This window comes from Niallia sp. FSL W8-0954 (genome assembly GCF_038005605.1).
Lineage (GTDB): Bacteria > Bacillota > Bacilli > Bacillales > Cytobacillaceae > Niallia > Niallia circulans_A.
Genome location: NZ_JBBOTN010000001.1, coordinates 2,276,494 through 2,299,745 on the forward strand (window position 1 = coordinate 2,276,494; position 23,252 = coordinate 2,299,745).

The window sequence follows — 23,252 nt, forward strand, 5'->3', positions numbered from 1 at the left end:
AGCTATGGTTGGTTTGAAATTCATTCTTGTTTAAAAGTCAGAATTAATGAATATTTATATTGAACTTATGATAGATTCGTCTATAATTATAAGAACGAACATATATTCGCTGTGAGGAGGGAGTTAGGGTGAATACCTATATAGGTAGCGCACTAAATCAAATAGAAATAGCTTTAAAAACAACAATCGAAATGGTAGAGACTATAGAAGAGGCTGACTCACAGCAAAGGCCAGATGATAATAAGCGTTCAATAGGTGAGCTCTTAGAGCATATTGCCGTTATTTGTAAGGCTGATTTATTGATATCAAACGGTGCAACACAAAAAGAGATGGATGAATATTATTCGAGTGTTGCATTACTAAACATGCAGGATATAAAGAATGCTATTGCAGATAATTATAAAACATTAAAAGATATTTATATGAATCTCACAGAAATAGAATTACAAGAAAGGACTACATCATATTGGGGAGTAACCTATTCAAGGTACGAGTGGTTGTTAGAAATAGTCGCACATATCTATCATCATAGAGCTCAATTACATACACTACTTGTCTACTGCTGTGGAAAAGACTTAAATATCTCATTATTTGAATAAGGAACTTCCATAGATACATACATTTTTAATTAATAGGGAGGATAAAAGATGCCATACTGCAAAGTGAAAAATGCAAACATATATTATGAAGAAATAGGCGCAGGAATTCCCATTATCATGCTACATGGATTTACGCCAGATCATAGACTCATGAGTGGTTGTATGGAGCCTGTTTTTAAAGAGAACGACGGTTGGAAACGGATATATTTGGATTTACCTGGTATGGGGAAAACTAGGGATTATGACTTAATCAGTAATTCTGATGAGATGTTAAAAGCCGTTGCAAGCTTTATAGATACAAAGATTTCCAATCAACCATTTCTGATTATAGGAGAATCCTATGGCGGCTACTTAACTAGAGGAATCATCAAGCTCTATAAAGAGCAAATATTAGGCGCTGGATTCATTTGCCCGATGATTTTACCAGATAAAGAAAAGAGGACACTCCCAGAACACACGATTGTTTATGCCGATAATGAATTTTTATCCAACTTAGTAGAAGAAGAACGTAATGATTTCAAATCCAATCAAGTAGTTTTAGATGAATACAATTGGAAACGATACAAGCAGGAAATTTTATCAGGATGCAATATTGCTGACACAGCATTTTTGGATAAAATTCAAAAGAACTACGGGTTTTCTTTTGCGATCGATGATGTTCTATTTCAGAAACCAACTTTCTTTTTACTAGGAAAACAAGATTCTGTAGTCGGATATCAAGATGCGTTTGCGATTCTAGGGAATTATCCCAGAGCAACATTTGCCATTTTAGATCGAGCGGGGCATAACTTGCAGATTGAACAGACAAAGTTATTTACTGCGCATATGAATGAGTGGTTAGATAGGGTTGAAGAAGAGATGTAGGAAAAAGTAGTTTGATAGATTGGGATCAAAGGGGAGTAAAAGAGCAGTTATATTTTGCAAATTAATGTAAAATATAACTGCTTTTTTGGATGATTTAACTATTTTTCAGGGTAGAAATATACCCTGATTGAAAAAAAGTAGAAACGGGTAGAAAATAGATAATTATAAAAAAATCAAAAGGAAGAAATCTGTAGTAAAATGATTCATCTAAAGTGTACCACTCTTTAGAATATGACATATAATTTATGAAAAAGGTGATTTGTATAAAACATTTTTGGAAGCCATTCACATTTTTTGTGACAGTAAGCCTCTTTATTATATTTTTCCGATACACCGATATTTTTCAGGCGATTCGTGAAGGGGAGTTAAATTCGGTCACATCTGTATTTAAAGAGAATATTTCTTATGCACTTATTGTCAGTTTATTCCTTATGATTATTCAAAATAGCTTTACCGTTATTCCTTTAATTTTAGTAATTACCCTCAATTTTTACTCATTTGGCTTCATCTATGGCTTTTTATGGAGTTGGTTTTCTAGCATTATAGCCGCAATCATTATCTTTTTAGCCATTCGTTTTTGGTTCCAAGATTTCGTGATTAGAAAGGTGCAAAATCACCAAGAAATGTTAGATAAAATCGAACAAAAAGGAATGCGCTATGTGTTCTATGGAAGGGTTTTTCCGTTCTTTCCGACAAGTATTTTAAATATCATTGCTGGTGTAAGCAAAATATCGATACGACCTTTTACCATTGGCACAGCAATAGGCAATTTCTTTTACTTCTTTATCCTTGCGTTAATTCCTTATGGTGTTTTCTCTACAGATATTAATCCATTAGCATTAATCGTAATTATTTTACTGATAACAGGAATTTTTTATTATTTCAGCAAAAAGAAACCTGCTGTTATGGAAAGAGTAAAGAAAAGAGCATAGGTCCATCTATCCGAAAGGTAGTTTCCTACTTTTCGGCTTTTAATATGAAAAAAATATGAAACTATTTCCAATTATCCTACGTATATAAAATAGAATAGCTAGTGAGGGAGGAATACAGTATGTTTGGAATTATAATGTTGGTATTTGTGGCAATTATCGTGGCTCAAATTTTTTCTCGCAAAGAAAAGACAAACAATATAAATAGCCATAATTATCAGCCTTTTCAAGGAGAAATAGGAGATAGCTCACAAGCGTCTATCTTTGATGGAGGAAATGACTGCGGATCTTCCTTTGATAGTGGAGGAAGCTGTGGTGGAGAATAGATAAAATATCTCTAGAATTTTCTATTTATAAAGAAAAATCGAAACTTTTATACGATATCAATCGTCCAATAATAAAGAGGAATGAAAGGGGACAAAAAAGATCGCATGTTTATGGTGGTAACGATAATTGCTTTTATTTTTGCCTGTATTTGGGTTCTAATGGATACGATTTATTTTTCCAAACCACCAAAACCTGAGGTATTATGGAAGAATAATAGAATTCCGACAACAATTGGCTCAAATTGCTGGCAAGGTTCATTAAAAGGATCTTGTGTTGATTATGTCTATGCATCTCCTTGGGATATGGGGTTACAAAATGGTTCTGTCAAAGTGGAACCTAATTCAATTATTACCATCGACTTTAATAAAAAGCCATTAGCTGGGTCTTTACAGGTTGCAGAAGTATTTGAAGATGGAGAAGAGGAATTTATCAAGGTAGATAAAAATAAAATGACGGTGCCAGCCAAAAAAGGTACACATGTTTATATGATTTATGCTAAATGGGATCAAGGAAATCCCAATTATACGTTTTCTATTAGAGTCGAATAAGGTTGTCTAAACCTTGAGCTAGGGATAGACAGCCTATTTTATCGTGACGATACATATTTTATCTATAAAAAAGGAAGGGAAATGAATGAAAAATCATCCAATATTCAATTTGTTGATCGCACTAGTATTTTTAATATTATTTATTGCCAGTAAGAAGTTATTTGCCAATTACTTAGCAGCACTTATTATTTTTGGTGCCTTTTTTTGTATTTACTTAGGGCGGTCTATCCTTTCTTTAATCCGATATATTGATGAGAAGAAAACCAAGGATATATCTGTCAAAAGCAAGCATAAATGAACAGGAAAACCAACAGTAATCCATGTATGCTATTTTTAAGGATGTGATGAATGTGACATGGTTGGAAGGGTTACAAAAGGCATTAATATATATCGAAAATAATTTGGAAGAAAAGCTTGAAATAGAAGCGATTGCGCGTGTCGCAAATGTTTCATTATTTCACTTTCAACGCACATTTACAATCCTTACGGAAATACCAGTGGGAGAGTATATTAGACGACGCCGATTATCGATGGCTGGACAAAGTTTGCTTCATTCGAGCGAAAAGATAATCGATATTGCTTTAAGATATGGATATGATACACCAGAAGCATTTACGAAAGCATATCGCAGACAACATGGCGTAACACCAAGTGAAACGAGACGAGGAATTGGTAGTCTAAAAATATACAATCCACTAGTCATTCAAGTACAGCTGAAAGGGGCAGAACCAATGAAAGTAAAAGTAGTGGAGAAAGAGGCATTTACGATTGTCGGAATGAAAAAATCTTATACTTTTAAGGAAGATGAAAATCTCCGTGAGATTCCAAAACTGTGGGATGAAGTTAATAAGAATGGAACAGTGAACGAGCTTTTGCTGCTGACTAGGGGAGAAATTCCAGGCGTTCTTGGTGTTTGTGTAGAGGAGTCAGAAGCAGCGGGTAAGGATATGGATTACTGGATAGCGGTTGCAACAGAGGATAAATCTGAAAAATATGATCAGCTCGTTATTCCAGCATCAAAGTGGGCAGTTTTTGAGGTGAATGGACCAATGCCGGAAAGTATGCAGAAAGTTTGGAAGCAAATATATTCAGAATGGATGCCGTCCAGTGGTTATCAACAAGCAGGATTTATTTCCTTTGAACGCTATACAGATGATGATTCATCAAGCGAAAATTGCTACTCTGAAATATGGATTCCCGTTAAATAACAAAAAGCGATGGAATGACTATGCGTGCATAGGTCAGATACCATCGCTTTTTTCATAAATGGTGATTGTTATAGATTTAGAATATGTGAGTTTAAGAGAGAGGGATGCTAAATTTGGAGTATTGGAGGGAGATTCAGTATTTTAATATACGAATGAAAACCATTTTATAGACCGAAGGAAAAGTGGAGTTCAAAAAGGAGATGAAAGCCATTATTCAGGGTAACCGAAGGAAAAGTGGAGTTCAAAAAGGAGATGAAAGCCACTATTCAGAAGAACCGAAGGAAAAGTGGAGTTCAAAAAGAAGATGAAAGCCAATAATCAGAGGAACCGAAGGAAAAGTAGAGTTCAAAAAGGAGATGAACGCCACTATTCAGAGGGACAAGGGAAAAGTAGTGTTCATAAAGGGAATGAAAGCTATTATTCAAGGTAACCGAAGGAAAAGTAGAGTTCAAAAAGGAGATGAAAGCCACTATTCAGAGGAACCGAGGGAAAAGTGGAGTTCAAAAAGGAGATGAACGCCACTATTCAGAGGGACAAGGGAAAAGTAGTGTTCATAAAGGGAATGAAAGCTATTATTCAAGGTAACCGAAGGAAAAGTAGAGTTCAAAAAGGAGATGAAAGCCACTATTCAGAGGAACCGAGGGAAAAGTAGTGTTCAAAATCCCAGGAGTTCAGCCTACAAAACCTGGATGTTTCGCCATTGTTCTCCGACAGTGATATCCTCTTGTCTCCATGCAGTTCTCGTTCTCTATTGTAAAACTATTATTATTGCCGCAAGCATCTGTATTTGCTGATGCACCGCCATTATTAATGGTTTGTCCTAGCATATTCATTTTCTCTGTAGGAGCTTCTCTATAAAATTCTTTCCCATGGTAGATTATCAGTCATCTTCATAAATTAGCGAAAAAATAAACAAATATGCATAGCCAGAATAATAGCAATAGATGAAATGGCAGCAACCAGAATATCTCTAAATGGATGGAATCTAGTTGTTGCCTTTTTTCAGTTGTCAATAAAAGGGATAATATCCGTAAGTAGAATAAGCAGGATTATAGCCATATGGTTGTGTGTATGAAGGGTAAGTTTGGCCATAATTCCAATGTTGTTGTTGAGTCGTTGGTACATGGTGGAATGGCGTAATAATTAGAGGATTACCTGCAGTAAAGCCAGCAGTTGGAGTAACTGCACCAAGAGGAATAGCCCCGACACCCACTGCACCATGTCCCACTCCTGCAAAACCACCGGCTCCAATTGGACCAACAGCACCAATATGTCCACCAAAAGCTCGATTTTGAAAATTCATTATTGTTTCACCTCCTCCAATACTATATGTAGACGGAAATGATTGGCGCTTGCCTTTCTTTTATAAAAATAAAAAAGTATTGGATTCTTCCGAAAAGTATGTGTATAATAAGAAAAAAATATAGGAAATCGTAGAAAAAGAGAGTAGCTGGTTGTAAAGCAATAGCGAATTAGGGACGGTGGAAGCCTAATGTGGAGCAAGCAGTGAAACGCACTTTGGAGATATCATGCTGAAAAGGGAGTAGGCATGATCGGTAACAGGCCGTTAACTGATTTAAGTGGTTATGAAAATAACAATTAGAGTGGTACCGCGGGAATTATATACTCTCGCCTCTTCGTATGAAGGGGTGGGAGTTTTTTTATTTTATTAAAATATCTAATATAGAAAAGGAGAATATAGATGAACATCAAATCAGAACTAGCAAACGTATTAGCATCAAAATTACATGTAGAATTATCACCAGAAGCGATTGAACAGTTATTGGAAAAACCGAAATATGCTCATTTAGGAGATCTTGCTTTTCCCTGTTTTACACTTGCCAAAAAGTTGCGGAAAGCACCTGCGTTAATTGCGGAAGAACTTTCTCATAAGATAGAATCTCCGCTGATTGATCATGTTGAAGTAGTAGGAGCTTATATTAATATTTTCTTAAATCAGCAATTAATTGCCTCTAAAGTAATCAAGGAAGTTCTCGAACAAAAGGAGCATTATGGAGATTTACCTAAGAATAAGGGTGTAATGACAATTGATTTGTCTTCACCTAATATTGCAAAGCCATTTTCAATGGGGCATTTGCGTTCTACCGTTATCGGAAATGCTCTTGGCCTTATTGCTGAGAAAAATGGTTACACACCGATTCGCATAAATCATCTTGGTGATTGGGGAACGCAATTTGGTAAATTAATCGTCGCCTATAAAAGATGGGGAAATGAAGAGGAAGTGCGGAAGAATCCTATTAAAGAATTATTAAAGTTGTACGTGAAGTTTCATGAAAAAGCAGAAGAAGATCCCTCGCTAAATGAGGAAGGGAGAAAGTGGTTTAACTATCTAGAACAGGGAAATGAAGAAGCCATTAATCTTTGGAAATGGTTTCGAAAAGAATCGTTAGAAGAGTTTAATAAAATCTACAAACTATTAGGAATTACATTTGATTCCAATGATGGCGAAGCTTTTTTTAACGACAAGATGGAAAGAGTTGTCGAGTTATTAAAGGAGAAGCAGCTTTTAATAGAATCAGAAGGGGCGCAAGTAGTAGAGCTTGAAGACTTCCCACCGTGTTTAATTAAAAAAAGCGACGGTGCGACACTTTATGCTACACGGGATCTAGCTGCAGCGATCTATCGTCAAGAAAACTACCATTTTGTGAAAAGTTTATACGTAGTTGGAAATGAACAAACTCTCCATTTTAAGCAGTTATTTCAAGTGTTAGAGAAAATGGGCTATGATTGGGCAAAAGGAATGGCTCATATTCCATTTGGTATGATGCTGAAAGACGGCAAGAAGATGTCAACGAGAAAAGGGAAAGTTGTTTTATTGGAAGAAGTGCTTCAAGCAGCTATTCAATTAGCGGAGAAAAATATCGAAGAAAAAAACCCTTCTCTTGAAAATAAAGAAGAAGTGGCAAATCAAGTAGGAACAGGAGCAATTATCTTTCATGACTTAAAGCATTATCGCCTAACCGATATTGAGTTTTCTCTAGAAGACATGTTGAAGTTTGAAGGAGAAACAGGACCATATATCCAATATACACATGCAAGAGCCTGTTCTTTATTGCGGAAAGGAAATTTCATCCCACCAGCTAACTTAGACAACTTACAGTGGGATGAGGTAAGTTTTCCGATCGTCAAGCTATTAATGGATTTTCCGACGACCCTGGAAAAAGCGAATGAGCATTATGATCCTTCTGAAGTGGCAAAGTACGTTATCGATTTAGCGAAAACATTTAATAAGTATTATGCGCATATTCAAATTTTAGAGGAAAATAGTGGGAAAACAGCGAGACTTTCTCTCGTATATGCTGTAACAGTTGTTTTAAAAGAAGGCTTAAGATTACTTGGAATTGCTGCACCAGAGGCAATGTAATAGAAAGAAAATCCCTTGATTAAAGATGAATCATCTTGGCTAAAATGAGGAATAGCTCAGTTAAAGTACATTTGTCATAAAATGTTCACAGAATAGACATAATCTAAGCTGTTTTTTCTTTGAACGAAGTACCCCTATTTGATATGATGAAAGAGGTTAACACATTCAAAGTAGTGTTAACCTCTCTTTTTGCAAAACTGCAGAAATAAGGAAAGGAGATTTGAAATGATACATAAAAAGAAATTTATATCTGGATTAGTAGCATTAGCAGCTGTCTTCTTTATAGCATTACCAGTTAGCGCTCATGTTACCGTGAATCCATCCCAATCTACTACAGAGGCGTGGGAAACGTATACTGTAAGAATTCCAGTTGAAAAAGATGTGGATACAACAAAGGTAACGATTAAAATTCCCGAAAATGTGGAGTATAAAATGTATGAACCTGTCGATGGCTGGAAAACGACTACAACAAAAGATGATAATGATAAAGTGGCAACTGTAACTTGGGAAGCAGAATCAGAAGAGACTGCTATTAAGGCTGGTCAATATCGCGATTTTACTTTTAGAGCACAGAATCCAAAAGAGCCTGGCGATATAGCATGGGATGCATTCCAGTACTATGCAGATGGCAGCATTGTGGAATGGACTGGAGACAGTGATGCTGAGCTGCCTCATTCTATCACAAATATTGCTCAATCTAATGAAACGGTTGATAGTCATGGACACAGCACAAAAACGGATGATGCAGCAGATGATCAACAGAAAGACAAAGATGCCGAGCATGCAAATGAAGGTACAAATGTAAATACGATATTATCGATTATCGCTATTGTTTTATCATTAGCTGCAATTGTAATAATTTTTATAAGAAAAAAATAAGAACTAGTTAAAGAGTTCATTCCTTAAGAGAAGTTTAACTTCAAGGAATGGACTTTTTTCTTTTTACTCTATAGTAAATTATTCCACTACAAGCTTATGAGAATTTAGGGAAATCGGTAGGGAGTGATTAACCACAGTATTATTTATATTCCACAAAATAAATAGTACATTACGAAATAGAAAAAAGGAATGACTATGCAAAATCCATTACGATTTATATCTAGTGTATATTTAGTACTTGTATCAGTTGGCTTAATTGCTCACGTTGAAATAATTCCAGGTATAGTCAAAAGAAATGCGTGGAATAGCGTCCTGTTAACGGTGCTTGATGTGCCACTGTATGTGTTCATACTTCACATAATTAATGCAATCATACATACAAATTCATACATTAAAATAGTAAAACGGTATAGCACACACCATACAATACTATTATTTATTATTACCATTAGGTTTATATATGTTATTAGTGCTTTTATAACGGAAAGAATTTGTTTTCTGGTCGCAATTAACCTATCTGAAAGACTATAATATATTTTTGCTTCGAGGCACGTGCTTTTTTTATGTTTGCTGTGCAGCAATTTAGGGTTATTCTCTATGGGGATATTAAGCACCATACTATGCCCAATCGCGATTTTATTAGGTTTCTTTTTTCCCTTGCAAATACGGAGAATAAAAACTATGAATTATTATTACCGGTATTAGAAAATGGATTTATGCCTGTTTCAAAAGGGCTCATATATATGCTTATCCTAAATTTTCAGGATTGTCCACATATAAGGCTACAATATAACCGCAGTGACCACAATACTTTGCTGATATTGTAGAGGAATTCTTCCTACGGTTTTTTTCGGGATACATATGAACTTGACCAACAGTTGCTGCCATTACTCCTTTTTTTATTTCTTCACTATTGCATTTTGGGCATATATTATTTTTCATACGAGAGTTCTCCTTGTTTATATGGCTCACTAATTATATTGTAACATGGTAAATCCCTTCCTGAAAAATAACAAAGTTACGAAAAGGTTGCTGACAATTGTATTAGCGGAACTAGATTAAGATTAGCTGACAAACTATCCAAGTCTATAAAATAATCTCAAATTTATAAGTAAATATGGTTGGAGTAATGAACTTAAGATAAAAAAGGTATGTTGTATCGAAAGAGCTCAGTGTTGTTTAATGAGGAGAAATTAAGCTATAATGAAACAACATAAAAACGAGATAGCTGTCTTATATGGAGACAAAATTAGGAAAAGAAGTGTGGATACAATGGAGTGGAAACCTGATCGACAAGTAAAAAAAGCAATATATAAGCAGCTGGCAGACTACATTGAAAATGGTATCGCAGATGGATCCTTTCCCTTAGATAAACCGCTGCCATCGGAAAGAAAGCTAGCAAAACTGCTAGAATTAAATAGAAGTACGGTAGTTGCTGCATATGATGAGTTAGAGTCGAATGGATTAATTGAAAGAAAACGCGGCAGCGGAACAATGATAAGTAAAGATATATGGGGAATAACCAAGAAACGTGTTCCTAGCTGGAACCGATATATAGAAGCGGGATCTTTTCTTCCTAATGTACCTGTCATGCAGCGGATACGAAAAGAAATGGCAGAACATGATTTAATTAATTTAGCTAGTGGGGAACTTTCTGAAGATCTTTTCCCTTTAAATTCATTGCGAAAAATTACTTCTGATCGAGCTTACATAGGATCATTGGGGTACGATCATCCACAAGGAAGTGAAGTTCTAAGAAAGACCATTACCAATCATATGGAGAAATATCGTGGTTTACAAACAACGCCTTCTTCTATATTGATTACATCTGGAGCCCAGCAGGCTTTACATTTGGTTATTCAATGCTTGCTGAAACCTGGCGATGCGGTAGCAATGGAGAACCCATCTTACCATTATAGTCTTCCGCTATTTGAATCAGCCGGAGTTAAACCTTATTATTTGACTGCAGATGAAAATGGTATAAAACCTGAGGATTTAATCTTATTACACAGAAAACACCGAATTAAGATGATATTTCTAAACCCAGCTTTTCAAAATCCAACTGGCGTATCTCTCGGTCAAAAAAGAAGAAGAGAGATTTTAGAAATTTCTTCTCAATATGGTATTCCCGTGGTAGAGGATGATCCATATAGTTTAACTTCTTTTAGCGGAAAGCCATTGCTTCCGCTAAAATCGATGGATCAAAATGGCAATGTATTATATATTAGCTCTCTCTCCAAAATTGTCGCCTCTGGTCTGCGAATTGGCTGGATTATTGGACCTAAGCCAGTGATAGAAAGGTTATCCGACGCTAAGCAGCAGATTGATTTTGGCCATTCTAGTTATTCCCAATGGGTAGCAAACGACTTCTTAGAATCACCTTCCTTTGCAGTCCATTTAGATAATTTAGTTAAACAACTTGAAAACAGAAGAAATCAAATCATCGAAAGCTTGGATACATACTTAAAAGAAGAAGTGGAATTTCTAACACCTAATGGTGGGATTCACCTGTGGTGTAAAATAAAAAAAGCAGTCAATGAAAATCGCTTATTAGAAGAGTCGTTAAAAAATGGTGTTATTTATGCGCCTGGATCTACAATGGGGTCAAACGCTAACTATGTTCGTTTTACGTATGCGAAAGAGACAAAAAGCAATATTGATGAGGGGATAAGGAGATTTGCTGCAGCGCTTAAATCCAGTAGAGAATAATGGGGGAAAGATGCAAGGATAAAACTTGCATCTTATTTTTATCCCATGAGAAAAAAGTGGATGGTCAACTTATATGGGAATTGGATGGTCTATTTAGAGAGGAAATTTAGTACTATTAATAACGTAGAAATATTAATTGAATAAGTAATGGAGTGAATGGAAATGACCTGGATTACTATTATAGCATTAGTGTTCTTTTGTATAATAAAAATTTTAATGACGTGTTTGCCAACAGGAGTAGTGGATTGGCTGTTGGATAAATATAGATTGCATTTAAAACTTAATAATATGGAAACAGAAATAATCTACAATGAAATGAAAATAGATGGAGAGAATAAAGAAGCAATTATTAAGATATTCAACGAAGCGATTGTTAGAGAAAAGTATAGTTTATATCCAGGAAGTGAAGAAACATATCTTAACGCTAAAGATGCGGAGTATTCTCTTGTTATTCATACAAAAAAAGGGAATAAGAACATAAACTTATTTTTGAATAGTTATCAAGACCATGTAGATATTGTGAAAAAGTACAAAAATAAAATGGTTGCATATAGCACCTATCCACTTCAACTAGATGTTTTAACTAAAAAATAAAATATATTTTTACAAATTTATAAAAAGCTACTAAAAGGCTAAGCATTTTCTGCTGCCAGTTTAGTAGTTTTTTTATGCATTTTTTGAAAAAAAATATATTAAACAATAATGACAAGGAAATTGGCAAAAAATGTCGAATTTAATACATATAATTTTATTTTGGAGTGTTGCATATAATGGAATTTCTTGTTGACAGTGAGTACTTTAATAGAGCGATAACAGATGTGAGCAAAGCAGTATCCCAGAAAACGCCATTTCCTATTCTTTCAGGTATCAAAATAATGGCTACTAAAGAATCATTAATTGTTATAGGAAGTAATGCTGATATCATAATTGAACAAGTAATTCCGATGGAAATAGATGGAGTACAAGTGCTAGAAGTAAAGGAGGTAGGCAGTGTTGTACTATCAGCAAAATATGTAAGTGAGCTTGTGAGAAAATTGCCGGGTAAAATTCATCTAACAGTAAACGAAAAGCAAATAGCTACGCTTAAAGCGGATGAAATCGTGACAACACTTAATGGTTTTCATGCAGAAGAATATCCAACGCTTCCAAGTATGGAAGAAACAACGCATATTAGAATAGAAAGCACCTATTTAATCGAGATGATCAACCAGACAGCTTTTGCTGTATCAAAAAGTGAAGCGAGAGCCGTTTTGACTGGCGTTAATATGTTATTCGAAGATACAAAACTTACATGTGTAGCTACTAATTCTCATCGACTAGCATGGAGAGAGCTTCCAATTGAATCTGGTGTAAGAGGTGCATTCATCGTGCCAAGTACAAGCCTCCATGAGCTGACCAAGTTAATGCAGAAAACAACGGGAATGATTAAAATATTTGCTACAGATCGCTATATTGTATTTAAAACGAATTCAACTACTCTTTATTCTCGATTAATCGAAGGGAATTATCCTAATGTCGCTGGATTATTCCCCAATAACGCAAGGACAAAGATTACAGTTAATACAAAACAGCTGTTAAAAGGAGTAAATCGAGCTTGTCTTTTTGCAAGTGAATGGAAGAATAACAATATCCATATGGAAATAAAAGATGGTTCGAAATTAAAAATCACCTCTAATTCCTCGGAAATTGGAAAAATAGAAGAAATACAACCGATCAATAAGCTTGCTGGAGAAACAGATTTAAGCATCTCTTTAGATGGAAGCTTCCTTATGGATGCATTAAAAGCAATAAAGGAAGAAGAGATAAAAATCAGTTTTGGAGGTTCCATGAGACCGATATTAATGGAACCAGTTGGAAACAATTCATATATGCATTTGATTTCTCCTGTGCGCTCTTATTAAAGTCCTTTTGATTGGATCATTTGTAAGACAAATCAATGAATGAAAATAAAGAAAGAAGGAAGCGTTATATGATATTAGAAGCTGTGCTGTTACAAGTTAAGGAAGGAATGGAAGCAAAATATGAAGAATCATTTCGCGAGGCATCGAAAATTATTTCTTCTATGAATGGGTATATTTCTCATGAATTACAGCAGTGCTTAGAAGTAAAGGGAAAATATTTGCTGCTTGTTCAATGGGAAACATTAGAAGACCATACAGTTGGCTTTAGACAATCGAATGAATATCAGGAATGGAAAAAGCAGCTACATCATTTTTATGATCCGTTTCCTACGGTTGAACATTTTAAAAAGGTGAAACTTTAACCTAGATGCATAAGTATTTCGCATGAAATAAGAAAATTAGTTTAGTTAACTATTAGGAGAAAGAGCCATGACAAAAGAATTTACTGCCTACCATATTGTCACAAATAAAAAAATGAAGCTTGGACAGATCATTAACTTTGATGAGCATCAAAAAAATACTTTACACCATTACTTTTTTGAAAAAGAACAATTAAACAATCAAAATGAAGACTTTATGCAAATACTTAATAATCATTTTACGGAAACAGGTTTACACTTAGATAAAGAGAATGCCGAAGTGGTTGTTCAGTATGCAGGGCACACCATGAGAGCAATTAGAGAAGTAATAGCTGAAATGGTGAGACTCCAGGATTTTCCTAATCATCCGTCTAGATTGTCTTGCCTGTATGCTGCGAAAAGCTATGAGGATGTCTTAAAATGGAAAGCACTTTTTGATTCCTATAATCGCAAAGTATTACAAATTGTGAAACTTCATGTGTCTGGAAATTATTTTGAAGGAGACGGAGAGCTTCTGCCTAATTTAGAGGCTGTTCCTTTCCATAAAAAATGGAACAAGCGAGAGAGTATTGGAAGGGGAATGCAAAAAATGAACTTCCAGAGCTTTTGATAAATGGAAGAATAGAAGTAATGGAGATTATTCATGAATATTTAGATGAAAGTAAGTCGTGAAAATTCGATAGAAGAATGTTTTAGAAACCCTCGTGGGCGGCAAACGTATGAAAGGAATAAATAGCGAGGGTTTCATAAAGGGAAAATCTATTGTTTGCAATAAATACATTACCATCTATTAATGGGATAATCTTATTGTTTATTTACTAATTTTATAGGAGGGCTTGAAATGAAAAAAGAAAAAGATGCTCCTGAAATAAGAAGAGAAAAAATGCGACAAGAAGAATTGAAACATCCATCTAGTAGTATGCACGGCAGCAATCTTGCTGACTTAGTGGGCGGGTTAGGGTGGAAAGGTACTGGAATACTCATTCTAAGCATAATTGTGGGGGGAATCATTTATGCTGCCCTCTTTCAATAAAGCTGTCTGGCATTTAATGAGAGACCGCACTATTCTATATAAGCTTTGGGAAACAAAATAGTGAAAGCTAGAATCAACTGTAAGAATAGAGATTTAAGCGAAAAGAGGAGTATTAACAGTGATTAATTTAACTTTAATGAATGCAGGTGAATATCAAGGATATCTGTCTAGTGCAATTAAAACGTATGCGGAAGAAAAGGTTTTAGCAGGAAATTGGAAAGAAGAAGAGGCACTTAAGAAGGCAGAGGAGGAATATACAAGACTTTTGCCCCAAGGCGAGAAGACAGAGAGTAATTTTTTATACACCATTCGAAAGGGGGATGAGGCAGTCGGCATTATATGGCTTGCACAAAAGTCTGAAGAACTAGGGTTTATTTATGACATTTATATACTAGAAAAATACCAAGGAAATGGATATGCTAAGGAAGCTTTAAAGAGTATAGAGAATGTTGGTCAGAAACTAGGATTGAAAAAAATAGGTCTCCATGTTTTTGGTCATAATAAAGTAGCCAGAGGATTATATGAAAAACTAGGATATGAGACCACAAATGTATTGATGGAAAAAGACATTTAATATAAATCCACGCATGGTAGGAGTTAATGGTTTCATGTCCTGAACAGGCTGTGAATAATAAGGGTTTAGAAAGAAGTAAGATGCTTGGTAAGCTATTTACAAATGATTTAAAATAGCTTACTATTATACATAGTTTTACTATATACATAGATTATCTTTGTACTATTGTAAAGTTTAATTGATTTAATAAATAGAATTCAGAGGAAGGAGAGAAAGGAAAGAATTGAAGTATTCTGTCATAGGATTAATTTTTCAATTAATTTTTGTTTTCACAATAACTATCTTTAATCCAATTCGAGTTTATGTAATGAATCAATACTCCGTTTATCCTGTAGCATTATTTGAGTTGCTTTTAGGAGTTATAAGTCTAATTTGTGCATTAGTGGGGCTAATAAAGAAAGAGGTTAATGGTCTTTCACTCTTTGTTTTCCTTTTCAGTTTACTAATCTGTGTTTATTTTGTATTTGTATATCTATTAGGAGAAGCAGGAAATCCACCTGAGATTCCATGGTTGTATAAAAAGTAAAAAAATGTATAAGTTAGTTTTCTTAAAAAATATTTTTCGCAGGACCAAAATTGTTTCTTAAAAAGTTAATGGGTGTAATAAGAGGAAATTAAAGAGGAGAGATGTTTTTTATGAAATTTTTACGAGATGATAATTGGGATAATGACGGGTATTGTGAATATTTAAAATCTATCCAGCATGTCTTTGATCCATATACGGGCGAATTCCTTGTGACAAATTCATTCCATGATGGAAGGTTTAAAAAAATGGAGTTAATCAATCATTGTGAAGGAGATATAGATGAAACAATGGATGATCCAACATCAATTAGAGTGGTTATAGAGCACTGGGATGGTACTGTATATGAATTGGTTTGGGATAAAGTGAGAAGATTTTACTTTGATTATGATATTACACGAAATATTGTCGTTAATACAAAAGAAATAGTGGATAATGGAAGAAGTGGGATTGATAATTGGGGTTATGACGAAATTTTAATAACGGAAGATAAGATGTTTTCACTTGAAATAGAACTGCTTTCAAAAACACGGATGTTTATCATCTGTAGACAGTTTCAAATCAAGTCATATTCGGCATAATTAATTCAAAGTACTAGACAAAGTTATAAAATTGATACATAGAAAAAACTTTAATTTAAAGAAGTCAGGAACTTTAAGCTATAGTTATTAAATATGTAGTTTTGGAGGGGAACTATGTTTAAAGTAAAACCCCAATGTTCTAATTGCGGTAAACATATTGAAAGAAATGAAGTAGTTTTTGTCAAAATGCGCTATCCAGAGCGAAAAGGGATGACCGAAATAAAGGCTTTTATCCAAAATGAAGGAAAATTAATTTGTGAAGCTTGCTTTAATACTAAGCAATTTTAAGCAAAGACAAATGGAATGGGATTGGGTGTTTTTCGTCATTACCGTTATATAATCATTAATTTTTTAATAAATTGCTAATTAGGAGACTTAAAAATGTATGAAACTAGATGGGCAACTTACAACGAACTGAATATTGTGGCAGAATGCTGGTATAAAATGGCTTGTGAAATGGGAGAAATCGACAGAATTCCAAAACCAAGTCTTCAACGGCTGGAAGAAGTGAAAAATCTATTTCGGAAAGAATTTGAATTAGGAAATTTAATGTTTCGAGTTGCTTTAGATAGTGATGAAAAAATTGTTGCTTGTGCTGGAGGGTTAATTAGAACAGAGTATGCTTTTCCACTTGCGGAAGAACAAAGTCTTTTTGGGTGGATCATAGCTGTATATACGGTGAAAAACCATCGTAAGAATGGGTTAGCTTCTCAATTAGTTGAGGAAATATGTTTATGGCTAAAACAAAAAGGGGCTAAACGAGCAAGATTATGGTCCAGTTCATCTGGCCGATCTGTTTATGAACAGCTAGGGTTTCATAATATGATGGATTTAGCAAAACCTCTTTCTTAAATGAAAGAAATGATAGGAAGGAAGATATAGATTTCAAGTATTGATTAAAGAATTCATCATTATGATGACATAGAGATAATTATTTTGCAAAAGGTGTTGTAATATGATTAAGGTACCAATAGATCAGTATTCTATAATAAAAAAAGAGATTAGGGAAGCTCCAACATTTGCCCATAGTATATTAGATTTCATGATAGAGGGTACTGTATACAGTGATTGTACGAATTATAATTCATTGCTTTTTCAAGCAGCTTCAGGCTTGTTTTTTGTGACAGGTAGTCCTTCGAACGAGCTATTTATGGAGCATTTAATTGATATTTTTGAGAAAACAGTTTTAAAGGGTAATAGATTTACGTTATTTTCCAATGAAATCGTATGGGAGCAGGCAATAGAGAAGTTTCTAAATAAGCGAGTAAGAAGAATCGAACGTATTGCTTATTCCTTTGATTTACCAACATATATTAATAGAACAACAATAGCTAGTCCGTATGATGTCTATCGAATTAATTCTTGCTTAATTGAAAATAGTTTAGAATTCAATGAAAAATATTATGAGGAGTATTGGGATTCTAAAGAGAATTTTCTTCAAAACGGAATTGGTTTTTGTGTGAAAGATAAAAATCGGATAATTGGGGAAGCGGTTTCTATTTTTAAATCTAATAACTATGCAGAAATAGATATAATAACAGAACCAGCGTACAGAGGAAAAGGGGTTGCAAGTCTTGTTTCGCAACGATTTATAGATTATTGTCTTTCTATCAATATTCATCCGCGATGGGATTGTGATGTTGATAATCGTGCATCCGCATATTTAGCTAATAAATTTGGGTTTACCAATCCTAAAAAATACGCTATTTATATAAAAGCATAGTTGTGAAAATAATATTTCTACACATAATAGAGTTTTGCCAGCCAGCTATTCAAAGAGAGCGAGGAAAACCTTCTGTTTCCTCGCTAGACTCTATTATTCTTTCACGCCAATTATTCGAATCCTTTTATAGTCAGCCATCCATTTTCCATCAATATATAAAGTATCCTTTACATTTCTTTCAACCTTTGCAATGATTTCGTTCTTAGCTTCTGTTGGAATATTATGAAACAGTTGGCTTCCAAACATGTCAATCCAATTTCTTAAGCCATTTTCCCCAATTAAGGGAGTTGATCGATCAAAGTGTTGTGCAAAGGTAACCCGGAATCCGACTTTTTCCATTAAATTTGAATACTCCCCGACACTTGGGTAAAACCAAGGGAAATGCTCTGCGCTGAACGGGAATCCTGCTTGCTTTATTTGCTGTATCACTTCATTTGTTATTGTTTCTACATTGCCTTTTCCGCCAAATTCAGCAACAAATCTTCCACCTTGTTTTAAACATTGGTAAATACCTTTTAATGCTTGGATTGGAGGGTGTACCCAATGGAGAGTGGCATTAGAGAATACAGCATCAAACTCATTTAGATAATCCAAGCTTGTAGCATCACGAACCATAAAAGTTAGACTAGGGTATTTATTAAGAGCTTGGTTTATCATATTTTCTGATTTATCAATACCTAATATTTCTACCCCATATTTGTGGATGGTATTTGTTAAATCTCCTGTCCCACAGCCAAGGTCAAGAATTTTCTCTCCTTGCTTTGGAGCTAATAGCTCGACTAAATTATTTCCGAATTTTGAAACAAAGGAATGTTTATTATCATATAAACTTGCATTCCAATTATCGGTTTCACTTTGATAGCTTCCCATTCTCCCACTCTCCTTATGTATATATTTGTAAGTAGAATTATAATGGAAAAAAGGGATAAAGGGAATTATAAAATAAGTATTTAACAACGAAAGTTATGAATAGGGAAGCTAATATGGATGTACTTTTGATGATGTTTTTCCAAGTTGAAAATGGCGATGGATTTAGAATAGAATAACGGTGACTGAAAAGGAGATAAATTATAAGAAAAGAAACGGGCATTAAAAAGAGGAAAACGTCGAATTCCTCTTCTTATGGCTTAATAGCCAGCCCAAAGACTATAGGCATATTTGTTTATGTTCATGGTGTGTTGCAAATGTTTTTGGAAAAAATCCAATTGTCCTTCGTTGATATCAAAAGTTCCAACAATGGGATGTTCGCTTGATAAATTAAAAATGCTTCGATACTCAGCAAGTGGAATAGCTGGAAGTTGTTCTTCTCCTACAATTATCATGGAGGGATCGTTGATTTCATACCATTGTACTTGCCTGATCGTTTCTTCCTCGGAAAAATAGTATGGTGATTGAAATGCTTCCACATAAAGTCCGTTCCTTGTCGCATAATCGATAGCAGATGGGCAATTAACGTAAGAACCTATGTACATATAGTAATCCCATCCAAAATGCACAAAGAATTTATCTTTAGCATATAACTGACATTCTAGGAAATTTCGCAATACCATTTTGCAAATAAGGCGTATTTCATTCCTCTCTATAAGCATGTCTTCTTGTAGCACTAACTGATCGAATGCAGCTTCATATAAGGAAGCGGTTAAATCTCTTTCTGAGACTTCCTGTTTTGTTAGGTTTAAAATTCTTAATGAATGAATCCCGCTTTCTTCCAAGAATTTCATAACAGCCTCAACATAAGCATTCTCGACTTGAAGATATTCATCTAAAGTGAATTTTTTACCGTTAATGATCTCTCCAATCTGGGTAGGGGAAGTCCATTCCTCCGTTAAGGTAAAGTAGCCATTTTCATCCCGAAACGCTGGATTGTATTTTGTCACACGCCACTGATATTTTATGTGATTAATCATCCTGCACCTCCTCAAATAATTATTATCATAACAGTAAAGACAATGAAAAGTTATTTATTAGTTACTAATATATAGCCTTTTCTTAAAAGGAATAAACAACAGGAAAGGAAATAACTCTTCCTTTAACAGCAAATGACAGACCAAGCTGTGTTATTTGGTCTGTCATTTGGATATAATTTCTCTGTTAAAAATTGAAACTTCCTTATCCTATTTCTGTTTTTTGCCGGTTTTAGCTGCTTCTCTATTTGGAACAGATTGAGGGGAATGATGTTTTTCACTTCCACCATTTGGCGGCCCATATGTATGAGCATCATCCGTAATTTTGGCACCTTCTAGAAAATTATCCTTAGTTTTCATGTATTTCACCTCCGTTTGTAGTATGTGTCTTGTCTAAAATATTATTTATTTGCTGGGAATCCACTTAGTATTAACAGAGTTTTCTTGTCCTGTTGAGTGAAACTAATTCCATTCTGAATCGTATATATAGATAACAATGGGAAGACAGGAGTGAGAGTATGATGGAGATAGTTTTATCAATAGTAGCTGTAATCATACTTGTTATTTCAGTAATTAGCGTGATTAAACAAAGAAAAAAAGCAGGTGTAACTGGATTTAAAAGTATGTTGACACCAATTTCCTTTTTTCTTATAAGTATAAACTGCTTATTAGCCATTTGGTTTAAGTATATGGGACTTGCTGTTTGGCTCATTAATGTAGTTTTGTTATTGCTGGCAGCTTATTGCACAAAATATTTGCCGGAAACTAAAAAATGAACGGGAACTACGGCGAGCAATTTTTTACAAAGAGCTTATGTTGATAATCTAATTATCGCATAAGCTCTTTTTTTCCTTTATTCACTTAGATAACAAGAAAATTCATTTTTGGAATAGCCTAAATATAGATGTTTAAAAATTCGCTAATCCTTAGTAAATAATCTTATAACATAAATAATGTAAATGGTGGTTGCACTATATAGTAACTTTGTATATAATGTGTATATAGTATATATACATTATATTAAGTGTGAAAGATAAAAGAAGAGGGATAAGCATGCAAATAATTATTTCAAACAGTTCAAAGGAGCCGATTTATGAACAAATTACCAATCAAATTAAGTCGTCTATCTTAGCAGGGGAACTAAAGGAAGGAACAGCGCTGCCTTCCATACGCAACTTAGCTAAAGACTTGCAGATAAGTGTGATTACAACAAAACGAGCATATGAAGAATTGGAGAAAGCTGGTTTTATTTACTCGATTGTTGGTAAAGGGTCGTTTGTGGCTGAGCAGAATTTAGATGTAATCAGGGAGAAGAAATTGAAGGTTATTGAAGAACAGCTAAGTGCTGTTATCGCCAATAGTAAAGAAATCGGCTTGCCGTATGAGGATTTACTGCAGTTATTCAATATTTTGTATGAGGAGTGAGAAGAATGGAAAATGTGGTAGAGCTAAGGAATGCCACGAAGAAATTCAAGGGTTTTTCTGTCAATAATATAAATTTAGAAGTGAAAAAAGGCTTTATAACGGGTTTTATTGGCGAAAATGGAGCTGGGAAATCAACTACGATTAAGATGATGATGAATTTATTAAAGCCAGATGCTGGCCAAGTGAAACTCTTTGGATTAGATTATCAAACACATGAAAAGGCAATCAAGGAACGGATTGGCTTTGTATATGATGGCAATGTATTTTTTGAAGGACTGAACTTAATCGATATAAAACGCATTGTGGGACCTGCATACAAGCAGTGGGATGATAGATTATTTTATCAGTATGTAGAAAAATTTGAGTTACCACTAAAAAAAGCTATTAAGACTTTTTCAAAAGGAATGCAGATGAAGGCATCTTTAGCAATCGCTTTATCCCATCATGCCGAATTAATCATTATGGACGAACCTACAGCAGGCTTGGATCCTATCTTTAGGAGAGAACTGTTGAATCTGTTACAAGAGTTAATGGTCGATGGCAATCGTACTCTGTTTTTCTCCACTCATATTACTACAGATTTAGATCGTATTGCCGATTATATTGCCTTCATACAAAGAGGAGAATTGATTTTTAATCAATCAACACTGGATATCACAGAGAACTATGCAGTTGTTAAGGGAGGGCTGGATTTACTGGATAGAGACACAGAAAAAAGCTTTGTTCATCTAAATCGTGGTCCAACGGGGTTTGTGGCATTAACAGATGATCGAAAAGAAGTGGAACAGGTATTTGGTGAGAGTGTTGTGATCGAACATGCGACATTAGAAGATATTATGTACTACACAAAAGGAGGAATGCAATATGTTTAATTTAATAAGACGTGATGCAATCCTTCAGAAAAGGCAACTCTTAGTATTTATCCCTTTTATCGTATTTTTTATTGTGATGAATTTAGACTCTGTTTACATTTTTCTCGTCGCTAGTATTTTTATCCCGTTTAATGCATATGCATATGATGAAAAAGCAGAGACAAATATATTATTAAATTCCTTACCTTATACACGAAAGGAAATCATTGCATCACGCTATATTGGGGCAATTGTGTATATGTTAGCATCTATTCTACTAACAAGTGCAGCCTTGTTTCTTTTTAATAAACCATTTACACTTACAGATATTGTCGTTGGGAGTGGTTTTTTCTTGCTGTTTGCTGCTTTCACCTTTCCGTTGTTCTATATGCTTAAGCCTGGCTATATTACAACAGTGGTTATTATCAGTTTTCTTGTATTATCAGCCATAGGCCCTAGAATCGTTACCTTTCTAGGGGAACATTTAACCAGCATAACAGGTTTTATTATCAATTTATCCCTTCCAACTTTATATACAGGAGCGACCATTTTTATTCTTGTTGTCTATTTAGCCTCATGGGGAGTGGCGACAGTGATTTACCAGCGAAAAGTGTTTTAATATAAATCCCTTCAATATCCAACAAAAATGTAGGTACAGCACTATAACAGACTGAAAAACTGGAGAAGCCAGTAAGTGAAAGAGAAGTTATCCATCAGTGGGGGAAACGAAAGTCTCCATTGATGGGAATTTCTCTCTTTTTTTCAATATAGATTGCTCTATACCTACAAGCTAATGTTTTGTAAGGTTCCAAAATGTCCATTAGAAGCTTGAAAGGAAATTGCGATATTAATAATCAATTGGATCAGAGATCACTCTTGAAATAAGAAAATTTTTTGGGTAAGACAAATCCCTTTTTAAAATGTAAAAAA

General features: G+C 34.4%; 32 protein-coding genes, 1 pseudogene and 1 other annotated feature. Of the genes and pseudogenes, 27 read left to right on the top strand and 6 right to left on the bottom strand.

The window, feature by feature from the left end:
- The first annotated feature begins 128 nt into the window (after nt 1-128).
- The 9 genes from NX902_RS11060 (at nt 129) to NX902_RS11100 (ending at nt 5,060) form a co-directional block, all read left to right on the top strand.
- Nucleotides 129-599: a DinB family protein gene (locus NX902_RS11060; protein WP_341160729.1), complete on the top strand. Its 471-nt coding sequence runs from the start codon at nt 129-131 to the stop codon at nt 597-599.
- A gap of 48 nt (nt 600-647) precedes the next feature.
- Nucleotides 648-1,463 (top strand): alpha/beta fold hydrolase, encoded by an 816-nt coding sequence (locus NX902_RS11065; protein ID WP_172860288.1) that lies wholly within the window; start codon nt 648-650, stop codon nt 1,461-1,463.
- A gap of 245 nt (nt 1,464-1,708) precedes the next feature.
- Nucleotides 1,709-2,395, top strand: coding sequence for a TVP38/TMEM64 family protein (locus NX902_RS11070; RefSeq protein WP_163185597.1), 687 nt, complete (start codon nt 1,709-1,711; stop codon nt 2,393-2,395).
- A 119-nt stretch (nt 2,396-2,514) separates the two neighbouring features.
- Nucleotides 2,515-2,718, top strand: coding sequence for a hypothetical protein (locus NX902_RS11075; RefSeq protein ID WP_095328370.1), 204 nt, complete (start codon nt 2,515-2,517; stop codon nt 2,716-2,718).
- Nucleotides 2,719-2,799: 81 nt separating this feature from the next.
- A complete protein-coding gene (locus NX902_RS11080) occupies nt 2,800-3,267 on the top strand; it encodes a hypothetical protein (protein WP_172860232.1) in 468 nt (155 codons plus the stop codon).
- A gap of 85 nt (nt 3,268-3,352) precedes the next feature.
- Nucleotides 3,353-3,565 carry a hypothetical protein gene (locus tag NX902_RS11085; RefSeq protein WP_163185594.1) on the top strand — a complete coding sequence of 71 codons (213 nt, stop codon included), beginning with the start codon at nt 3,353-3,355 and terminating at the stop codon, nt 3,563-3,565.
- 22 nt (nt 3,566-3,587) lie between these two features.
- On the top strand, nt 3,588-4,475 hold the full coding sequence (locus NX902_RS11090) for an AraC family transcriptional regulator (protein ID WP_341160730.1): 888 nt from the start codon (nt 3,588-3,590) through the stop codon (nt 4,473-4,475).
- A 304-nt stretch (nt 4,476-4,779) separates the two neighbouring features.
- A complete protein-coding gene (locus NX902_RS11095) occupies nt 4,780-4,905 on the top strand; it encodes a hypothetical protein (protein ID WP_341122834.1) in 126 nt (41 codons plus the stop codon).
- A gap of 29 nt (nt 4,906-4,934) precedes the next feature.
- Nucleotides 4,935-5,060 carry a hypothetical protein gene (locus NX902_RS11100; RefSeq protein ID WP_341160731.1) on the top strand — a complete coding sequence of 42 codons (126 nt, stop codon included), beginning with the start codon at nt 4,935-4,937 and terminating at the stop codon, nt 5,058-5,060.
- Nucleotides 5,061-5,146: 86 nt separating this feature from the next.
- Here the strand turns inward: NX902_RS11100 and NX902_RS11105 are convergent, their stop codons facing one another.
- A complete protein-coding gene (locus NX902_RS11105) occupies nt 5,147-5,308 on the bottom strand; it encodes a hypothetical protein (RefSeq protein WP_171509575.1) in 162 nt (53 codons plus the stop codon).
- A 176-nt stretch (nt 5,309-5,484) separates the two neighbouring features.
- Complete coding sequence (locus tag NX902_RS11110; RefSeq protein ID WP_095328374.1) at nt 5,485-5,778, bottom strand: hypothetical protein; 294 nt, start codon at nt 5,776-5,778, stop codon at nt 5,485-5,487.
- A gap of 122 nt (nt 5,779-5,900) precedes the next feature.
- Nucleotides 5,901-6,115 (top strand) — a binding site (T-box leader).
- A 62-nt stretch (nt 6,116-6,177) separates the two neighbouring features.
- Here NX902_RS11110 and argS point away from each other — a divergent pair.
- Both argS and NX902_RS11120 read left to right on the top strand, forming a co-directional pair.
- On the top strand, nt 6,178-7,860 hold the full coding sequence (gene argS / locus NX902_RS11115) for an arginine--tRNA ligase (protein WP_171509576.1): 1,683 nt from the start codon (nt 6,178-6,180) through the stop codon (nt 7,858-7,860).
- Between the two features lie 225 nt (nt 7,861-8,085).
- The gene (locus NX902_RS11120; RefSeq protein ID WP_095328376.1) at nt 8,086-8,739 is read left to right on the top strand and encodes a YcnI family copper-binding membrane protein; all 654 of its coding nucleotides are present in this window, start codon (nt 8,086-8,088) and stop codon (nt 8,737-8,739) included.
- Nucleotides 8,740-9,486: 747 nt separating this feature from the next.
- Here the strand turns inward: NX902_RS11120 and NX902_RS11125 are convergent.
- Complete coding sequence (locus NX902_RS11125; RefSeq protein WP_095328381.1) at nt 9,487-9,681, bottom strand: PF20097 family protein; 195 nt, start codon at nt 9,679-9,681, stop codon at nt 9,487-9,489.
- 330 nt (nt 9,682-10,011) lie between these two features.
- On the opposite strand from NX902_RS11125, the gene pdxR reads away from it, so the two are divergent.
- The 12 genes and pseudogenes from pdxR to NX902_RS11185 all read left to right on the top strand — a co-directional run bounded on the left by pdxR (nt 10,012) and on the right by NX902_RS11185 (nt 18,142).
- Nucleotides 10,012-11,448 carry a MocR-like pyridoxine biosynthesis transcription factor PdxR gene (gene pdxR, locus NX902_RS11130; RefSeq protein ID WP_095328452.1) on the top strand — a complete coding sequence of 479 codons (1,437 nt, stop codon included), beginning with the start codon at nt 10,012-10,014 and terminating at the stop codon, nt 11,446-11,448.
- 162 nt (nt 11,449-11,610) lie between these two features.
- Nucleotides 11,611-12,042, top strand: coding sequence for a YfmQ family protein (locus tag NX902_RS11135; RefSeq protein ID WP_341122837.1), 432 nt, complete (start codon nt 11,611-11,613; stop codon nt 12,040-12,042).
- A gap of 176 nt (nt 12,043-12,218) precedes the next feature.
- On the top strand, nt 12,219-13,349 hold the full coding sequence (gene dnaN / locus NX902_RS11140) for a DNA polymerase III subunit beta (RefSeq protein WP_095328383.1): 1,131 nt from the start codon (nt 12,219-12,221) through the stop codon (nt 13,347-13,349).
- Between the two features lie 68 nt (nt 13,350-13,417).
- Nucleotides 13,418-13,711 (top strand): antibiotic biosynthesis monooxygenase family protein, encoded by a 294-nt coding sequence (locus tag NX902_RS11145; RefSeq protein ID WP_095328384.1) that lies wholly within the window; start codon nt 13,418-13,420, stop codon nt 13,709-13,711.
- A 67-nt stretch (nt 13,712-13,778) separates the two neighbouring features.
- Nucleotides 13,779-14,380, top strand: a pseudogene (locus NX902_RS11150) (DUF2441 domain-containing protein).
- A 169-nt stretch (nt 14,381-14,549) separates the two neighbouring features.
- A complete protein-coding gene (locus tag NX902_RS11155) occupies nt 14,550-14,741 on the top strand; it encodes a DUF6366 family protein (protein ID WP_341122839.1) in 192 nt (63 codons plus the stop codon).
- A gap of 118 nt (nt 14,742-14,859) precedes the next feature.
- Nucleotides 14,860-15,315: a GNAT family N-acetyltransferase gene (locus NX902_RS11160; protein WP_371471088.1), complete on the top strand. Its 456-nt coding sequence runs from the start codon at nt 14,860-14,862 to the stop codon at nt 15,313-15,315.
- 223 nt (nt 15,316-15,538) lie between these two features.
- Nucleotides 15,539-15,841 carry a hypothetical protein gene (locus tag NX902_RS11165; protein ID WP_095328386.1) on the top strand — a complete coding sequence of 101 codons (303 nt, stop codon included), beginning with the start codon at nt 15,539-15,541 and terminating at the stop codon, nt 15,839-15,841.
- Nucleotides 15,842-15,951: 110 nt separating this feature from the next.
- On the top strand, nt 15,952-16,419 hold the full coding sequence (locus NX902_RS11170) for a hypothetical protein (RefSeq protein WP_172860018.1): 468 nt from the start codon (nt 15,952-15,954) through the stop codon (nt 16,417-16,419).
- A 114-nt stretch (nt 16,420-16,533) separates the two neighbouring features.
- On the top strand, nt 16,534-16,707 hold the full coding sequence (locus tag NX902_RS11175; protein WP_123257571.1) for a Fe3+ hydroxamate ABC transporter substrate-binding protein: 174 nt from the start codon (nt 16,534-16,536) through the stop codon (nt 16,705-16,707).
- Between the two features lie 93 nt (nt 16,708-16,800).
- The gene (locus NX902_RS11180; RefSeq protein ID WP_123257572.1) at nt 16,801-17,271 is read left to right on the top strand and encodes a GNAT family N-acetyltransferase; all 471 of its coding nucleotides are present in this window, start codon (nt 16,801-16,803) and stop codon (nt 17,269-17,271) included.
- 103 nt (nt 17,272-17,374) lie between these two features.
- The gene (locus NX902_RS11185) at nt 17,375-18,142 is read left to right on the top strand and encodes a GNAT family N-acetyltransferase (protein WP_123257573.1); all 768 of its coding nucleotides are present in this window, start codon (nt 17,375-17,377) and stop codon (nt 18,140-18,142) included.
- A gap of 93 nt (nt 18,143-18,235) precedes the next feature.
- On the opposite strand, the gene NX902_RS11190 is transcribed toward NX902_RS11185, so the two are convergent.
- From NX902_RS11190 to NX902_RS11200, 3 genes are all read right to left on the bottom strand, one after another.
- Nucleotides 18,236-19,012: a class I SAM-dependent methyltransferase gene (locus NX902_RS11190; RefSeq protein ID WP_123257574.1), complete on the bottom strand. Its 777-nt coding sequence runs from the start codon at nt 19,010-19,012 to the stop codon at nt 18,236-18,238.
- Between the two features lie 257 nt (nt 19,013-19,269).
- Entirely contained in the window at nt 19,270-20,049 is a 780-nt protein-coding gene (locus NX902_RS11195; RefSeq protein ID WP_123257575.1) for a DUF7683 domain-containing protein, read from the bottom strand.
- Nucleotides 20,050-20,256: 207 nt separating this feature from the next.
- Nucleotides 20,257-20,406 carry a hypothetical protein gene (locus NX902_RS11200; RefSeq protein WP_163185526.1) on the bottom strand — a complete coding sequence of 50 codons (150 nt, stop codon included), beginning with the start codon at nt 20,404-20,406 and terminating at the stop codon, nt 20,257-20,259.
- Nucleotides 20,407-20,567: 161 nt separating this feature from the next.
- Between NX902_RS11200 and NX902_RS11205 the strand changes: the two genes are divergently transcribed.
- The 4 genes from NX902_RS11205 (at nt 20,568) to NX902_RS11220 (ending at nt 22,941) form a co-directional block, all read left to right on the top strand.
- The gene (locus NX902_RS11205) at nt 20,568-20,822 is read left to right on the top strand and encodes a hypothetical protein (protein ID WP_095328454.1); all 255 of its coding nucleotides are present in this window, start codon (nt 20,568-20,570) and stop codon (nt 20,820-20,822) included.
- Between the two features lie 277 nt (nt 20,823-21,099).
- Nucleotides 21,100-21,471, top strand: a complete 372-nt coding sequence (locus NX902_RS11210) for a GntR family transcriptional regulator (protein ID WP_047940229.1) — start codon at nt 21,100-21,102, stop codon at nt 21,469-21,471.
- A 5-nt stretch (nt 21,472-21,476) separates the two neighbouring features.
- The gene (locus tag NX902_RS11215; protein ID WP_171509582.1) at nt 21,477-22,343 is read left to right on the top strand and encodes an ABC transporter ATP-binding protein; all 867 of its coding nucleotides are present in this window, start codon (nt 21,477-21,479) and stop codon (nt 22,341-22,343) included.
- Nucleotides 22,336-22,941, top strand: coding sequence for an ABC-2 transporter permease (locus NX902_RS11220; RefSeq protein WP_095328394.1), 606 nt, complete (start codon nt 22,336-22,338; stop codon nt 22,939-22,941). The genes NX902_RS11215 and NX902_RS11220 overlap by 8 nt, the downstream gene beginning before the upstream one ends.
- The last annotated feature ends 311 nt before the right edge of the window (nt 22,942-23,252 follow it).

What these genes read in the sequence shown, in the direction of transcription:
- NX902_RS11065 (WP_172860288.1), top strand. Translation starts at nt 648, where the DNA reads ATGCCATACTGCAAAGTGAAAAATGCAAACATATATTATGAAGAAATA.
- argS (WP_171509576.1), top strand. Translation starts at nt 6,178, where the DNA reads ATGAACATCAAATCAGAACTAGCAAACGTATTAGCATCAAAATTACAT.
- NX902_RS11145 (WP_095328384.1), top strand. Translation starts at nt 13,418, where the DNA reads ATGATATTAGAAGCTGTGCTGTTACAAGTTAAGGAAGGAATGGAAGCA.
- NX902_RS11190 (WP_123257574.1), bottom strand. Translation starts at nt 19,012, where the DNA reads ATGGGAAGCTATCAAAGTGAAACCGATAATTGGAATGCAAGTTTATAT.
- NX902_RS11185 (WP_123257573.1), top strand. Translation starts at nt 17,375, where the DNA reads ATGATTAAGGTACCAATAGATCAGTATTCTATAATAAAAAAAGAGATT.
- NX902_RS11155 (WP_341122839.1), top strand. Translation starts at nt 14,550, where the DNA reads ATGAAAAAAGAAAAAGATGCTCCTGAAATAAGAAGAGAAAAAATGCGA.
- NX902_RS11220 (WP_095328394.1), top strand. Translation starts at nt 22,336, where the DNA reads ATGTTTAATTTAATAAGACGTGATGCAATCCTTCAGAAAAGGCAACTC.
- pdxR (WP_095328452.1), top strand. Translation starts at nt 10,012, where the DNA reads ATGGAGTGGAAACCTGATCGACAAGTAAAAAAAGCAATATATAAGCAG.
- NX902_RS11205 (WP_095328454.1), top strand. Translation starts at nt 20,568, where the DNA reads ATGGAGATAGTTTTATCAATAGTAGCTGTAATCATACTTGTTATTTCA.
- NX902_RS11085 (WP_163185594.1), top strand. Translation starts at nt 3,353, where the DNA reads ATGAAAAATCATCCAATATTCAATTTGTTGATCGCACTAGTATTTTTA.
- NX902_RS11100 (WP_341160731.1), top strand. Translation starts at nt 4,935, where the DNA reads ATGAAAGCCACTATTCAGAGGAACCGAGGGAAAAGTGGAGTTCAAAAA.
- NX902_RS11170 (WP_172860018.1), top strand. Translation starts at nt 15,952, where the DNA reads ATGAAATTTTTACGAGATGATAATTGGGATAATGACGGGTATTGTGAA.
- NX902_RS11180 (WP_123257572.1), top strand. Translation starts at nt 16,801, where the DNA reads ATGTATGAAACTAGATGGGCAACTTACAACGAACTGAATATTGTGGCA.
- NX902_RS11135 (WP_341122837.1), top strand. Translation starts at nt 11,611, where the DNA reads ATGACCTGGATTACTATTATAGCATTAGTGTTCTTTTGTATAATAAAA.
- NX902_RS11110 (WP_095328374.1), bottom strand. Translation starts at nt 5,778, where the DNA reads ATGAATTTTCAAAATCGAGCTTTTGGTGGACATATTGGTGCTGTTGGT.
- NX902_RS11080 (WP_172860232.1), top strand. Translation starts at nt 2,800, where the DNA reads ATGAAAGGGGACAAAAAAGATCGCATGTTTATGGTGGTAACGATAATT.
- NX902_RS11200 (WP_163185526.1), bottom strand. Translation starts at nt 20,406, where the DNA reads ATGAAAACTAAGGATAATTTTCTAGAAGGTGCCAAAATTACGGATGAT.
- NX902_RS11215 (WP_171509582.1), top strand. Translation starts at nt 21,477, where the DNA reads ATGGAAAATGTGGTAGAGCTAAGGAATGCCACGAAGAAATTCAAGGGT.
- NX902_RS11090 (WP_341160730.1), top strand. Translation starts at nt 3,588, where the DNA reads ATGTATGCTATTTTTAAGGATGTGATGAATGTGACATGGTTGGAAGGG.
- NX902_RS11175 (WP_123257571.1), top strand. Translation starts at nt 16,534, where the DNA reads ATGTTTAAAGTAAAACCCCAATGTTCTAATTGCGGTAAACATATTGAA.
- NX902_RS11070 (WP_163185597.1), top strand. Translation starts at nt 1,709, where the DNA reads ATGAAAAAGGTGATTTGTATAAAACATTTTTGGAAGCCATTCACATTT.
- NX902_RS11125 (WP_095328381.1), bottom strand. Translation starts at nt 9,681, where the DNA reads ATGAAAAATAATATATGCCCAAAATGCAATAGTGAAGAAATAAAAAAA.
- NX902_RS11210 (WP_047940229.1), top strand. Translation starts at nt 21,100, where the DNA reads ATGCAAATAATTATTTCAAACAGTTCAAAGGAGCCGATTTATGAACAA.
- NX902_RS11195 (WP_123257575.1), bottom strand. Translation starts at nt 20,049, where the DNA reads ATGATTAATCACATAAAATATCAGTGGCGTGTGACAAAATACAATCCA.
- NX902_RS11120 (WP_095328376.1), top strand. Translation starts at nt 8,086, where the DNA reads ATGATACATAAAAAGAAATTTATATCTGGATTAGTAGCATTAGCAGCT.
- NX902_RS11105 (WP_171509575.1), bottom strand. Translation starts at nt 5,308, where the DNA reads ATGAATATGCTAGGACAAACCATTAATAATGGCGGTGCATCAGCAAAT.
- NX902_RS11095 (WP_341122834.1), top strand. Translation starts at nt 4,780, where the DNA reads ATGAAAGCCAATAATCAGAGGAACCGAAGGAAAAGTAGAGTTCAAAAA.
- NX902_RS11075 (WP_095328370.1), top strand. Translation starts at nt 2,515, where the DNA reads ATGTTTGGAATTATAATGTTGGTATTTGTGGCAATTATCGTGGCTCAA.
- dnaN (WP_095328383.1), top strand. Translation starts at nt 12,219, where the DNA reads ATGGAATTTCTTGTTGACAGTGAGTACTTTAATAGAGCGATAACAGAT.